The sequence below is a fragment of the Mesorhizobium sp. B2-8-3 genome, from assembly GCF_006440815.1.
Taxonomy (GTDB): domain Bacteria; phylum Pseudomonadota; class Alphaproteobacteria; order Rhizobiales; family Rhizobiaceae; genus Mesorhizobium.
Genome location: NZ_VFTW01000006.1, coordinates 22879 through 36358, shown reverse-complemented (window position 1 = coordinate 36358; position 13480 = coordinate 22879). Strand labels below are relative to the sequence as shown.

Genomic DNA, 13480 nt, shown 5'->3' with positions numbered 1-13480 from the left:
GTCGTCGCGACGCGACCTCTTGGTCGTCGCCACTTGGCTGGACTGGTAATTCCCGCCCGTTTCCGCCATATAGCGCCCAAACGGATTGGAATGACCGGTTAGATGGCAGGCACCGCCCCCTTCGCCAAGATGAACGGCATCGGCAACGAGATCATCGTTGCCGATATGCGCGGTCGCGCCGACAAGGTGACGGCCGCGGCGGCGATCGCGCTCAATGCCGGCGAGGCGACGAAGTTCGACCAGATCATGGCGATCCATGATGCGAAGACGCCGGGCACCGCCTACTATGTCGACATCCTGAATTCCGATGGCACCAGTGCGCAGGCCTGCGGCAACGGCATGCGCTGCGTGGCGCAGGCTTTGGCTGCCGAGACGGGCAACAAGAGCTTCAGCTTCGAGACCCGCGCCGGCATCGTGAATGCGCAGGAGCACCCCGACGGCCTGATCTCGGTCGACATGGGCAAGCCCCGCTTCGGCTGGCGGGAGATCCCGCTGGCGGAAGAATTCCGCGATACCCGCATGATCGAATTGCAGATCGGCCCGATCGACGCCCCGGTGCTGCATTCGCCCTCGGCGCTGTCGATGGGCAACCCGCATGCCATCTTCTGGGTCGACAACGACGTCTGGTCCTACGAGCTCGACCGCTTCGGCCCGCTGCTCGAGAACCATCCGATCTTTCCCGAGCGCGCCAACATTACCATCGCCCAGGTGACCTCGCCTGAAACCATGATCATCCGCACTTGGGAGCGCGGCGCCGGCCTCACCAAGGCCTGCGGCTCGGCGGCTTGCGCCGCCGTGGTCGCGGCCGCCCGCACCAGGCGCACCGGCCGCAGCGTTTCGCTGCTGACGCCGGGCGGCGGCGAGCTCAATGTCGAATGGCGCAATGACGACCACGTCATCCTGACCGGCGCGGCCGAATGGGAATTTTCCGGCAGCTTCGATCCCTCGACCGGCGCCTGGGCCCGCGACACCGAAAGCGCCGCCTGATGTCCGCCCTTCAAAAGGGCGCGCCCCAAGCCCCCACCGGCAAGGGTATCGACGTCGTCACCTTCGGCTGCCGCCTCAACACCTATGAATCGGAAGTGATGCGCCGCGAGGCCGAAAGCGCCGGCCTCGGCGCGCTCCAGGGCGGCGCTGTCATCTTCAACACCTGCGCCGTCACGGCGGAAGCGGTGCGCCAGGCCAAGCAGGCGATCCGCAAGGCGCGCCGCGAGAACCCTTCGGCCCGCATCATCGTCACCGGCTGCGCGGCGCAGACCGAGCCGCAGAATTTCGCCGCCATGGACGAGGTCGACCTGGTGCTTGGCAATGAGGAAAAGCTCAAGGCCAACTCCTACCGCGCGCTGCCCGATTTCGGCGTCAACGACACCGAGAAGGCGCGCGTCAACGACATCTTTTCCGTGCGCGAGACGGCAAGCCACATGGTCGACGCCATCGAGGGCCGGGCGCGCGCTTTCGTCCAGGTCCAGAACGGCTGCGACCATCGCTGCACCTTCTGCATCATCCCTTACGGCCGCGGCAATTCGCGCTCCGTGCCGATGGGCGCGGTGGTCGAGCAGGTCAAGCGGCTGGCCGGCAACGGCTATGCCGAGATCGTTTTGACCGGCGTCGACATGACCAGCTTCGGCGCCGACCTACCCGGTAGCCCAAAGCTTGGAAAGCTGGTGAAGACGATCCTGCGCCAGGTTCCGGACGTGAAGCGGCTGCGGTTGTCCTCGATCGATTCCATCGAGGCCGACGACGACCTGCTCGACGCCATCGCCACCGAGCAGAGGCTGATGCCGCATCTGCACCTGTCGCTGCAGTCGGGCGACGACATGATCCTGAAGCGCATGAAGCGCCGGCATCTGCGCGACCAGTCGATCCGCTTCTGCGAGGACGTGCGCAAGCTGCGTCCTGCAATCGTCTTCGGCGCCGACATCATCGCCGGCTTCCCGACCGAGACCGAGGCGATGTTCGAGAATTCGGAAAGAATAATCGAGGAATGCGGGCTGACGCATCTCCACGTCTTTCCGTTCAGCCCACGCGAAGGCACGCCCGCCGCACGCATGCCCCAGGTCCGCCGCGAGGTGGTGAAGGCGCGCGCCGCAAGGCTGCGCGCGGCGGGCGAGGCCGCCTATCGTCGTCACCTTTCGTCGCTTCCCGGCACGCGACAGTCGATCCTGGTCGAGCGCGACGGACTTGGCCGCACCGAGGGTTTCACGCTGGTCGCGATCGACACCGGCGCGCCCGGGGAGATCGTCGATGCCGTGATCGCCGGCCATGACGGCGCCCGACTGATTGCGGCGCCCTCTGCCGCGCAAGCCGCCTGAGACTGCGAGACGCATGGCTGGTTTCTTCAAGAAGATATTTTCGTTCGGCAGAAAAGAGGTCGTCGAGGAGCGCGCCGACGAGACGCTGCCGCCGATCAAGTGGGACGCGCTCGACGCGCTGAAGCCGGAGGCCGAGCCTCAATCGGTTCCCGAAGAGCCGAAGCCCGAGCCTGCTCCATCCATCCCGCCGGCACCGGAGCCGACCATTCCCGCCGAGCCGGAACCGCTGCCGCAGCCCGAGCCGGAAGAAGAGCCGCAACCGGCGCCCGAGAAGCCGGAGCCGCCTGCCCCCGAGGAAGTGCCGCCGGCACAACCCGAGCCCTTACCCGCGCCGACACCAGAACCCGAACCTGCTCCGCAGGAAGTGCCCGCACCCGCGCCGGCTCAGCCGGACATCGAGCCTTCGCGTCCGGAACCGCAGCCGGAGCAGCCACCGGTCGAAGTGCCGACGCCGCCTGCCGAAGTCCCGGTCGAAACGCCGCCGCCCATCGAGGTTCCGTCAGTGGCGCCGCCCTCTGTGGAACCATCCGCCGAAGCCGGCGCGGAAATCGCGCCTCCTATTCGACAGCCAGCGCCCGTCGAGCCGCAGCCGATCCTGGCCGAGATCGCGCCGGAACCGGAGGCCGTGCCGCCGTCAAAGCCCACGCCCTCTGCCGGCAAGGTGACGGTTTCAAAGAAGGTCGAGCAGAAGGCGGAGCCGGTAAAGGCGCCGGAGCCGGCGCCGCGGCGCTCCTGGTTCCAGCGCATGCGCGAAGGGCTCGCCCGCTCCTCGCGCGAGCTCACCGGCAACATTGCCGGCGTCTTCACCAAGCGCAAGCTGGACGAGGACACGCTGCAGGATCTGGAAGACGTGCTGATCCGCGCCGATCTCGGCGTGGAGACAGCTCTGCGCGTCACCGATTCTCTCGCCTCGAGCCGCTACGGCAAGGATGTCTCCGACGCGGAAGTCCGCGCCGTGATGGCGGCGGAGGTGGAGAAGGTGCTGGCGCCGGTCGCCAGGCCGCTCGAGCTCGATCTCAGCCATAAGCCGCATGTCGTCCTGGTCGTCGGCGTCAACGGCACCGGCAAGACGACCACCATCGGCAAGCTCGCCGCTAAGCTCACCGACGGCGGCCTCAAGGTGATGCTGGCCGCCGGCGACACGTTCCGCGCCGCCGCGATCGAGCAGCTCAAGATCTGGGGCGAGCGCACGAAATCGCCGGTCGTCGCCTCCAAGCTCGGCGCCGATGCGGCCGGCCTCGCCTATGACGCCTTCGAGAAGGCGAAGGAGGCCGGCTCCGACGTGCTGATCATCGACACGGCCGGGCGCCTGCAGAACAAGACCGAGCTGATGGCGGAGCTGGAAAAGATCGTGCGCGTGTTGGGCAAGCTCGATCCGGAAGCGCCGCATACGGTGCTGCAGACGGTCGACGCCACCACTGGCCAGAACGCGCTGAACCAGGTCGAGATCTTCCGCAACGTCGCCGGCGTCAACGGGCTGGTGATGACCAAGCTGGACGGCACGGCGCGCGGCGGTATTCTGGTGGCGATCGCCGCCAAGCATCGGCTGCCGGTCTATTTCATCGGCGTCGGCGAGCAGGTCGACGACCTCGAACCGTTTTCCGCCAGCGAATTCGCCAGGGCGATCGCCGGCGTGGCTTGAACAAAGGCGCGATCTTGGAAGGGCCGCCTGCTTTTCGGCCAGATCATGCGCAAGAAGGACTTTTATGAACATCCTCGAACGCGACCCGTCCGATCCTCGCCGCAAGCCGATCAACCCCGGCTTGAAGTTCCTGCTCGAGCTCGGGCCAGGGCTCGTGTTCTTCTTCACCACCATCCGCGGCGAGTGGCTGGCCGAGAAATTTCCGATACTCAGCCATCTCGGCGAGCCGATCCTGATCGCCACCGCCTTCTTCATGGTCGCGACGGCGCTTTCGCTCGGCGTCTCCTGGCTGCTGACGCGCAGCCTGCCGCTGATGCCGCTGGTCTCGGCGATCGTCGTCTTCGTCTTCGGCGCGCTGGCGCTTTACCTGCAGGACAAGACCTTCGCCTTCATGAAGCCGACGATCATCAATTCGCTGTTCGGCGTCACGCTGCTCGGCGGGCTTCTGTTCGGCCGGTCGCTGCTTGGTTACGTTTTCGATTCCGCCTTCCAGCTCGATGCCGAGGGCTGGCGCAAGCTGACCTTCCGCTGGGGGCTGTTCTTCCTCTTCCTCGCCGTGCTCAACGAGGTCGTGTGGCGCAACTTTTCCGAGGCGACCTGGCTTTATTTCAAGGTCTGGGGCACGATCCCGATCACCTTGCTGTTCACCTTCAGCCAGATGCCGCTGATCATGCGCCACTCGCTGGAGGAAAAAGCCAAGGAAGAGAAGGCCGGGAATTAAAGCAACCCGGGAAAAGCGTGCAGCGGTTTTCCATCCGAAGTTGCGTCGAAACAAAGAGGGGGCGGCATGGAATTCCTCACCACGCATGACGAGCTGAGGACGATCTACAAGACGCCCCGGCCGACCGACGGCTCGATCCGCAAGGAGCTCAAAAACCTCGACGGCCATTGCCGTTCGTTCATCGGCAAGAGTCCCTTCGTGCTGATCGGCTCCTCCGACGGCGCCGGCAATGCCGACGTGACGCCTAGCGCATGACCCCGAAAATCGAAATCGATTTTCGGAAAGGATCATGCGCCAAATCAAAAGTGTTACAGCGTCCTTTGCGCGTCCAAAGGACGCGCGGCGCTGTAAGGGCGACAAGCCCGGCTTCACCGCCATCCTCGACAACTCCACCATCGCCATTCCCGATCGTCCCGGCAACAACCGGCTGGACACGCTGGAAAACATCATCCGCAACCCATCGGTCGGGCTGCTCTTCCTCATCCCCGGCATGAACGAGACGCTGCGCGTCAATGGCGATGCCCGCATCACCGTCGATCCCACCTTGCGCGAGCGCCTTGCGGTCGACGGCAAGGAGCCGCAAAGCGTGATCGTGGTGACGGTCAAGGCCGCCTATATGCACTGCGCCAAGGCCTTCATGCGATCGGATCTGTGGAAGCCGGAGACCTGGTACGACCGCGCGACCCTGCCGACGCTCGGCCAGATCATACGCGACCAGTTGGCCCTTGGCGAAAGCGCCGGCGAGATCGACCGCGAGCTGGACGACGATTACCGCCAGACCATGTGGTAGGCTTCGCGGACGACTCAACCCTTCGTCCGGCTCCCTCCCTTGATCGAGATCATCGCCATATCGGGCAGCCTGCGCGCCGCCTCGACCAACTCGGCCCTGGTTGCCGCATTGGCCGCCAACGCGCCCGCGAACTGCCGCGTCGAGGTTTATGACGGCCTTGGCCGGCTGCCGATCTTCAACCCCGACGACGAGGGCGAGCGCACGCCGCCGGAAGCGGCACGTCTGATCGAGATGGTCACCCAGGCCGACGGCGTCGTCGTCTCCTGCCCGGAATATGCGCATGGCGTGCCCGGCGGCATGAAGAACGCGCTGGACTGGCTGGTCTCGCGCGACGCCGCGGTGGGCAAGCCGGCGATGCTGGTCCACGCCTCGCCCCGTTCGCTCTATGCGCGGGCGGCACTGGCCGAGATCATGCGGACGATGTCGTTCGCGATGTATGAGGAGGGGACGCTGGAGATCGCGCTGCTGGGCAAGAAGCCGGCGGAGATGGAGGCGATCCTCAGCGAGGATGCGAACCGGCGGGCGATCCGTGAGGCGGTGCGGGGTTTTGCGGGTTTTATTCGCGGACAAACATAAGGTCGTCATTCTAGGGCGGAGCAAGGAGCGAAGCGACGCGGCGCAGACCCTGACGCTAAGGCGTTGCAACGCTTACAGAATTCTGCGCCGTTGCGCTCGACGTCGAAGGTCACGGAATGGATCCTCGGGTCAAGCCCGAGGATGACGAACGCGAAGGGAAGCGCCCACATCTCGCCGTCGCCGAAAGAACCTCGCAGGCACCCGAACCTGCTGCGTCTTACCCCTTCCGCAGCGTCTCGACATCGGTCTTGCCGACATACCAGTCGCGGGCGTTGACCTCCTCGAACACCACCCAGACATCGTCATTGCCGAGCCCGGTGGCGTCCATGATGGCCGCGGTCACCTTCTTCGCGATGTCAGCCTTCTTGCCGGCCGGATCGGCGGCGATCACTTCCTTGACGATGCGGATGTTGACGAATGGCATGATGTTCTCCCCGTGGTTTCTTCCGTTTGGCGTCAGGCGACGGTTTGGCAATTCGCTCCGGCAAAGCGGATGGCGGTGGTTGCGGGAGCCGCAGCGCCGCGGGCGCTGCTGGGATGCGCAGAAAGGCCAGGAATGGCCGAAGAAGCGCCTGCAGAACCTTCAATAGGTTTTCGCCCCATTCACCATCAGCCGCACCATGTAGAGCGAGGTGGTGCCGGCGATGTAGAGACAGTTGAGCTTGTTGCCGCCGAACACGCAGTTGGCGGTCACTTCCGGCACCTTGACCTTGCCGATCAGCGTGCCGTCCGGATCGTAGCAATGGATGCCGTCGGCAGCACTCGTCCAGATGCGCCCGTCGGAATCGAGCCGGAACCCGTCGAACAGGCCGGCGGTGCAGTCTGCGAAGACCTTGCCGCCGGAAACCTTCTTGCCGTGCTTGCCGACGTTGAAGACGCGCATATGCGCCGGGTTCTTCTCGCCATGCGTGCGGCCGGTGTCGACGACATAGAGCAGGCTCTCGTCGAGCGAGAAGGCGAGCCCGTTCGGCCGCACCATGTCGGTGATGACGGCCTCGACATCGCCCGTATCGGGATCGACGCGATAGACATTGCAGGCGCCGATCTCGCTCTCTGCCTTGTCGCCCTCATAATCGGTGTCGATGCCGTAGCTCGGATCGGTGAACCAGATCGAGCCGTCGGAGCGCACCACCACGTCGTTGGGCGAGTTCAGCCGCTTGCCCTTCCACTTCTCGGCGATGGTCGTGATAGAGCCGTCGAATTCGGTGCGGCTGACGCGGCGGCCGGAATGCTCGCAGGTCACCAGCCGGCCCTGCCGGTCGACGGTGTTGCCGTTGGAATTGCCGGACGGCTGCCGGAACACGCTGACGCTGCCGTCGGTCTCGTCATAGCGCAGCATGCGGTTGTTCGGGATATCCGACCAGACGACATAGCGGCCGGCGGCGAACCAGGCCGGCCCTTCCGCCCAGCGGCACCCGGTGAACAGCTTTTCCACCTGGGCGCTGCCGTTGAACAGGCGCGCGAAGCGCGGATCGAGAACGTCGTAATAGTCTTCGGCCGCCATGCATTTCCTCCCGGCATCAGGTGACGGGCGGATCAAGCCAGCCTGGAAGCGATCTGGCAAGACGGCAGGCCCGTAATTTGTATGACAAAACAGATGAGAACTGCGTGAAGCGGGTCTTGCGTACCGCGTCGGACGCATAGCCTGTTAGCCCGCGATTAACCGGCTATGCGCTGGTTGCAATGGTGCATTGCAACATCTTTCTTTTGCAATGCATCATTCCTATGTCATCCTCACAATCGTCAGGGAGGAACAACTAAGAAGGAACCCTGTCATGTTCGACAATCTTGTCTCCCGCGCCCGCGCCAGCATGGCCAAGCGCCGTCATTACAACCGCCTCGTCGCCGAAATCGAGAACCTGTCCAGCCGCGATCTCGCCGATCTGCGCGCCGACCGTTCGGAAATGCTCTACCAGGTCCACAAGCAGATCTATGGTTGATCCTTTTTCGACCCGCAGCTCGACCTCGCGGCGCGTTGAGATTCAGGTCAGGCCGAGTCGAAAGTGGTGGCTGCCGAGAACCGGAGCGGAGCGTACTTTTAGGTACGTGAGCACCGGAAGCGCAGGAAGCCGGCACTTGCAGGCCGGCCTCACCTGAATATCAATGCGCCGCCAGCGCTTTCTCGATCTGCGGCAACAGCAACGCCCTGACCGACTCGGGCGTCAGCGGCCCGACATGCTTGTAGGCAATCCTGCCATCCTTGCCGATGACGAAGGTCTCGGGCACGCCATAGACGCCCCAGTCGATCGCCGCGCGCCCGGCCGGATCGACGCCGATCGCCTGATACGGATTGCCGAGATCGCCAAGGAAGCGGCGGGCGTTTTCCGGCTGGTCCTTGTAGTTCAGCGCGGCAAGCGTGAAGCGCTTGTCCTGCGACAGGCCGAGCAGCACCGGATGCTCCTCCCGGCACGGCGCGCACCAGGACGCGAACACGTTGACCAGCGTCACCTTGCCGGTAAAGGACTTTGTATCCAGCCCCGGCAGGCTGGTCCCTTCGAGCGGCGGCAGGCTGGTCTGCGGCGCCGGCAGTCCGATCAATGCCGAGGGGATTTCAGAGGCGTCGCGGCCCGAAAGCAGCTGCCACAGGAACAGCCCCGCCAGCCCCAGGAACACCAGCAGCGGCAGAAGCACGAACAGGCGGCGCCGCGGCGCCGGCGTTTCGGTTTCGATGCTCATGATTTGACAGCCTTGTCGGAGCGCCGGCGCACTCCGGCCGCTTCCAGCGCCGCGAGCTCGCGCTTGCGCGCCCGCTGGTCGAGCAGGATCCAGCTGACCAGCCCGGCGAGCACCACGGCGGTGATGGCATAGGCGGCGGTGACGAAGAGGGCATGCGCGCTCATGTCAGCCGCTCCTCGCTCTCCGCCGTGCCAATCGTTGCGATCATGTCTTCCCTTAACCTCGCGCCGGCAGTTCCGCAATTTGTCGCGGTGCCGCAGTGAAGGAACGTTCTCGTCGTCTCAATCCGTCCCGTGCCGCAGTGCCAATGCCGCCGCCAGGGGACCAAGCACTGCAAGAAATAGCGTCAGCGCGGCAAGAATGAGGAAAGGCTGCAGGAATGGCGCCGGATCGGCCACCGCGCCATAGCTTGCCGAAACGCCGAAGATCAGCACCGGAATGGTCAAGGGCAGCACCAGCACCGAAATCAGCAATCCGCCGCGCGGCAGCGCCACCGCCACCGCGGCACCCGCGGCGCCGATGAAGGTGATGGCCGGCGTGCCGACGAGAAGCGTGAGCGCCGTGGCGCCGATGCCGAGCGGCTCCATGTTCATGAACAGGCCAAGCAGAGGCGCCGCGACGACCAGCGGCAGCACGCTGCCGGTCCAATGCGCCAGGCACTTCGTCAGCACCGTCAGCGCCAGCATGTGGCGGTCGTTGTTCAGGACAAGGAGATCGAGCGAGCCATCCTCGCGGTCGGCCTGGAACAGGCGATCGAGCCCGAGCAGGCAGGCAAGCAGGGCGGCGATCCACAGGATCGCCGGGCCGATGCGCGACAAGAGGTTGAGGTCGGGACCGACGCCGAACGGGATGGTGACGATGACGGCGAGGAAGAAGATGACCCCGATCAGCGCCCCGCCGCCGGCGCGGATGGAAAGGCGGATGTCGCGCAGGAAGAGGGGCCACATTATAAAGGGATCCCTTGGCAAGGCTGGCGCTCCGGCACACCCCCCTCTGGCCTGCCGGCCATCTCCCCCGCAAGGGGGGAGATCGAATGTCGCGCGGACTTTCGCCAATCACCGACGCCGCGAAGGAGATGCCGGCGCCGAAGCTGCCAATCTCCCTCCTTGCGGGGGAGATGTCCGGCAGGACAGAGGGGGGTGCCTCGCGCCGACATCAGTCGCCCATCCTCAATTCCGTCGCCCCGCCCAGCCCCAGCGGCAGATGCGTGGCCGCCACGACAATCCCTCCGTCGCGCAGATGCGCCTTCATCAGCCCCGCGAATCGCTCCTCCGAGGCCTTGTCCAGCCCCGCGGTCGGCTCGTCGAGCAGCCAGACCGGCCGGCGGCTCACCAGGAGCTTCGCGATCGAGGCCCGCCGCCGCTGCCCTGTCGACAGATAGCCGAAGGGCAGATGTCCGAGACCGCCGAGCGCCACCGTCTCCAGCGCCTCCTCGACGCCCAGTCCCGGCTCGCCCTGGAAGGCGTGCCAGAAGCCGAGATCCTCCTCGACGCTGAGCGCCGTCTTCATCGCGTTGAGATGGCCGAGATAATGCGAAGCAGAGGCGACCGTCGGGAAGGCCTCGCCGCCATCCTCGAACCGCACCTTTCCCTGCGCGGCCGGCAGCAGGCCGGCGACGATTCTGAGCAGCGTCGATTTGCCCGAGCCGTTCGGACCGGTGACAATGAGCGCCTCGCCCTTGTCCAGCGCGAAGCCGATGTTGGAAAAAACCGTCTCGCCGCCGCGCTCGCCGCCTAGATTTTCGGCGATCAGCCGCATTCTTGCCCGTCCCGAAAGCACCGTTTCGCGGCCGTTTCCGGCTCACGCAAATTCGTCCTTCGACTGTCTAGAACTATTCCAGGAAATTCTCTATATGCGGTTCATCCGTGCCAGCGGCCGGCGCGGGATCAGAATTAGCGCCGAACCAGCGCACGCGCCGCCTTGAACGGCTCGGGTTGCTTGGGAGCGGACAGCGGAAATGGCCGTACCCGCACCTTTGCGCGTGATTGCATGCCAACGGCGTCCGTTCCCTTTCAGGCTGAACAGACAAGGACGGATCGCCGTGACCAAATCCCTCGACAGTTTCAATTGCCGCCGCACCCTGACCGCGGGTGGCGCGGACTATGTTTACTTCGACCTCATTGAGGCCGAGAAGAACGGCCTCACCGGCATCGCCCAGCTGCCTTATTCGATGAAGGTGCTGCTGGAGAACCTGTTGCGCAACGAGGATGGCCGTTCGGTCACCAGGGAATCGATCCAGGCGGTCGCCGCCTGGCTGACCGACAAGGGCACCGCCGGGGTCGAGATCGCCTACCGCCCGGCCCGCGTGCTGATGCAGGATTTCACCGGCGTTCCGGCGGTGGTCGACCTGGCGGCGATGCGCGACGGCATCAAGGCGCTCGGCGGCGATCCGGAGAAGATCAATCCGCTGGTGCCGGTCGACCTCGTCATCGACCACTCCGTCATCGTCGACGAGTTCGGCACGCCGATGGCCTTCGCCCGCAATGTCGAGCTGGAATATGAGCGCAACGAGGAGCGCTACAAATTCCTGAAATGGGGCCAGCAGGCCTTCCGCAACTTCCGCGTCGTGCCGCCCGGCACCGGCATCTGCCACCAGGTCAACCTCGAATATCTGGGACAGGTCGTGTGGACCAACGCTGAAGACGGCGAAACCACCGCCTATCCCGACACCTGCGTCGGCACCGATTCGCACACCACCATGATCAACGGCCTCGGCGTTTTGGGCTGGGGCGTCGGCGGCATCGAGGCCGAGGCCGCGATGCTCGGCCAGCCGGTCTCCATGCTCTTGCCGGAAGTCATCGGCTTCCGCCTCACCGGCAAGCTCAAGGAAGGCGTCACCGCCACCGACCTCGTGCTCACCGTCACCCAGATGCTGCGCAAGAAGGGCGTCGTCGGCAAATTCGTCGAGTTCTTCGGCCCCGGCCTCTCCAACATGACGCTGGCCGACCGCGCCACCATCGGCAACATGGCGCCGGAATATGGCGCGACCTGCGGCTTCTTCCCGGTCGACTCGGAAACCATCCGCTACCTCACCATGTCCGGCCGCGAGGAGAACCGCATCGCGCTGGTCGAGGCCTATTCCAAGGCGCAAGGCATGTGGCGCGACACAGGCTCGGCCGATCCGGTCTTCACCGACCTGCTCGAGCTCGACCTCGGCGACGTCGTGCCGTCGATGGCCGGCCCGAAGCGCCCAGAGGGCCGCGTCGCCCTGCAGGACATCCCCGCCGGCTTCGCCAAGGCGATGGAAACCGAATACAAGAAGGCCGCCGAGATCTCGAAGCGCTACGCCGTCGAAGGCACCGACTACGATCTCGGCCATGGCGACGTCGTCATCGCCGCCATCACCTCCTGCACCAACACCTCGAACCCGAGCGTGCTGATCGGCGCCGGCCTGCTTGCGCGCAACGCCAACCGCCGCGGCCTGAAGCAGAAGCCGTGGGTCAAAACCTCGCTCGCTCCCGGCAGCCAGGTGGTGGCCGAATATCTCGAAAAGTCCGGCCTCCAGAAGGAGCTCGACCAGATCGGTTTCAACCTGGTCGGCTTCGGCTGCACTACCTGCATCGGCAATTCCGGCCCGCTGCCGGCACCGATCTCCAAGACCATCAACGATAAAGGCTTGATCGCCGCCGCGGTGCTTTCCGGCAACCGCAACTTCGAAGGCCGCGTCTCGCCGGACGTGCAGGCGAACTATCTCGCCTCGCCGCCGCTGGTGGTGGCGCATGCGCTGGCCGGCACGGTGACCAGGGACCTCACCACCGAGCCGCTCGGCGAAGGCAGCGACGGCAAGCCGGTCTATCTCAAGGACATCTGGCCGACCTCGGCCGAGATCCAGGAGTTCATCGAGAAGAACGTCACCCGCGAGCTGTTCGCCCGCAAATATGCCGACGTCTTCAAGGGCGACGCCTACTGGCAGAAGGTCAAGGCGCCGGAAGGCCAGACCTATGCCTGGGACGACCACTCGACCTATGTGCAGAACCCGCCCTATTTCGCCGGCATGGGCCGCTCCTTCGGCAAGGTCGGCGACATCAAGGGCGCGCGCGTGCTCGGCCTTTTCGGCGACAAGATCACCACCGATCACATCTCGCCGGCGGGCTCGATCAAGGCTGCATCGCCGGCCGGCAAGTATCTGACCGAGCATGGCGTCGGCGTCGCCGACTTCAACCAGTACGGCACGCGGCGCGGCAACCATGAGGTGATGATGCGCGGCACCTTCGCCAACATCCGCATCCGCAACCACATGCTGGGCGAGAATGGCCGCGAGGGCGGCTACACGATCCACTATCCCTCGAAGGAGGAGATGTCGATCTACGACGCTGCGATGGAATACAAGCAGGAAGGCGTGCCGCTGGTGATCTTCGCCGGCGTCGAATACGGCAACGGCTCGTCGCGCGACTGGGCGGCCAAGGGCACCAACCTGCTCGGCGTCCGCGCGGTCATCGCCCAGTCCTTCGAGCGCATCCACCGCTCCAACCTGGTCGGCATGGGCGTCATCCCCTTCGTCTTCGAGGACGGCACCTCATGGGCCTCGCTCAACCTGAAGGGCGACGAGCTGGTCGAGATCGACGGCCTGGACGCCATCAAGCCGCGCCAGAAGATGGTGGCCAAGGTCACCTATGGCGACGGCACGGTGAAGAACGTGCCGATCATCTGCCGCATCGATACGCTGGATGAGCTCGACTACTTCAAGAACGGCGGCATCCTGCAATACGTGCTGCGCGACCTGGCCGCGTAGCGGCCAGGGAATAGGGCTTAGGCATTAGGCA

General features: G+C 65.2%; 14 protein-coding genes and 1 pseudogene. 9 read left to right on the top strand and 6 right to left on the bottom strand.

What is annotated here, in order from left to right; genetic code table 11:
* Nucleotides 1–102 precede the first annotated feature (102 nt).
* The 7 genes and pseudogenes from dapF (at nt 103) to FJ418_RS11740 (ending at nt 6041) form a co-directional block, all read left to right on the top strand.
* Nucleotides 103–987: a diaminopimelate epimerase gene (gene dapF, locus FJ418_RS11770; RefSeq protein ID WP_140865626.1), complete on the top strand. Its 885-nt coding sequence runs from the start codon at nt 103–105 to the stop codon at nt 985–987.
* The gene (gene mtaB / locus FJ418_RS11765) at nt 987–2312 is read left to right on the top strand and encodes a tRNA (N(6)-L-threonylcarbamoyladenosine(37)-C(2))-methylthiotransferase MtaB (protein ID WP_140646008.1); all 1326 of its coding nucleotides are present in this window, start codon (nt 987–989) and stop codon (nt 2310–2312) included. The genes dapF and mtaB overlap by 1 nt, the downstream gene beginning before the upstream one ends.
* Nucleotides 2313–2325: 13 nt before the next feature.
* On the top strand, nt 2326–3954 hold the full coding sequence (gene ftsY / locus FJ418_RS11760; RefSeq protein WP_140865624.1) for a signal recognition particle-docking protein FtsY: 1629 nt from the start codon (nt 2326–2328) through the stop codon (nt 3952–3954).
* Between the two features lie 64 nt (nt 3955–4018).
* Nucleotides 4019–4675: a septation protein A gene (locus FJ418_RS11755; RefSeq protein WP_140707212.1), complete on the top strand. Its 657-nt coding sequence runs from the start codon at nt 4019–4021 to the stop codon at nt 4673–4675.
* A 66-nt stretch (nt 4676–4741) separates the two neighbouring features.
* Nucleotides 4742–4921: pseudogene (locus tag FJ418_RS11750) on the top strand (pyridoxamine 5'-phosphate oxidase family protein); the annotation flags it as partial.
* A 43-nt stretch (nt 4922–4964) separates the two neighbouring features.
* Complete coding sequence (locus tag FJ418_RS11745) at nt 4965–5465, top strand: MSMEG_1061 family FMN-dependent PPOX-type flavoprotein (RefSeq protein WP_181166907.1); 501 nt, start codon at nt 4965–4967, stop codon at nt 5463–5465.
* A 39-nt stretch (nt 5466–5504) separates the two neighbouring features.
* Nucleotides 5505–6041, top strand: a complete 537-nt coding sequence (locus FJ418_RS11740) for an NADPH-dependent FMN reductase (RefSeq protein WP_140865622.1) — start codon at nt 5505–5507, stop codon at nt 6039–6041.
* Between the two features lie 217 nt (nt 6042–6258).
* On the opposite strand, the gene FJ418_RS11735 is transcribed toward FJ418_RS11740, so the two are convergent.
* Nucleotides 6259–6465, bottom strand: coding sequence for a 4-oxalocrotonate tautomerase family protein (locus FJ418_RS11735; protein WP_013892236.1), 207 nt, complete (start codon nt 6463–6465; stop codon nt 6259–6261).
* A gap of 159 nt (nt 6466–6624) precedes the next feature.
* A complete protein-coding gene (locus tag FJ418_RS11730) occupies nt 6625–7545 on the bottom strand; it encodes an SMP-30/gluconolactonase/LRE family protein (RefSeq protein WP_140865620.1) in 921 nt (306 codons plus the stop codon).
* Between the two features lie 271 nt (nt 7546–7816).
* Here FJ418_RS11730 and FJ418_RS11725 point away from each other — a divergent pair, with 271 nt between their 5' ends.
* Entirely contained in the window at nt 7817–7981 is a 165-nt protein-coding gene (locus FJ418_RS11725; protein ID WP_181177681.1) for a hypothetical protein, read from the top strand.
* Nucleotides 7982–8141: 160 nt separating this feature from the next.
* On the opposite strand, the gene FJ418_RS11720 is transcribed toward FJ418_RS11725, so the two are convergent.
* The 4 genes from FJ418_RS11720 to ccmA form a co-directional block, all read right to left on the bottom strand.
* Nucleotides 8142–8717, bottom strand: a complete 576-nt coding sequence (locus FJ418_RS11720) for a DsbE family thiol:disulfide interchange protein (RefSeq protein WP_140865618.1) — start codon at nt 8715–8717, stop codon at nt 8142–8144.
* Nucleotides 8714–8881 carry a heme exporter protein CcmD gene (gene ccmD / locus FJ418_RS11715; RefSeq protein ID WP_140707219.1) on the bottom strand — a complete coding sequence of 56 codons (168 nt, stop codon included), beginning with the start codon at nt 8879–8881 and terminating at the stop codon, nt 8714–8716. Before ccmD ends, FJ418_RS11720 begins: the two co-directional genes overlap by 4 nt.
* A 117-nt stretch (nt 8882–8998) precedes the next feature.
* A complete protein-coding gene (gene ccmB, locus FJ418_RS11710) occupies nt 8999–9664 on the bottom strand; it encodes a heme exporter protein CcmB (RefSeq protein ID WP_140646001.1) in 666 nt (221 codons plus the stop codon).
* Nucleotides 9665–9872: 208 nt separating this feature from the next.
* Nucleotides 9873–10475: a heme ABC exporter ATP-binding protein CcmA gene (gene ccmA / locus FJ418_RS11700; RefSeq protein ID WP_140865614.1), complete on the bottom strand. Its 603-nt coding sequence runs from the start codon at nt 10473–10475 to the stop codon at nt 9873–9875.
* 283 nt (nt 10476–10758) lie between these two features.
* On the opposite strand from ccmA, the gene acnA reads away from it, so the two are divergent.
* Nucleotides 10759–13449: an aconitate hydratase AcnA gene (acnA, locus tag FJ418_RS11695; RefSeq protein ID WP_140658618.1), complete on the top strand. Its 2691-nt coding sequence runs from the start codon at nt 10759–10761 to the stop codon at nt 13447–13449.
* The last annotated feature ends 31 nt before the right edge of the window (nt 13450–13480 follow it).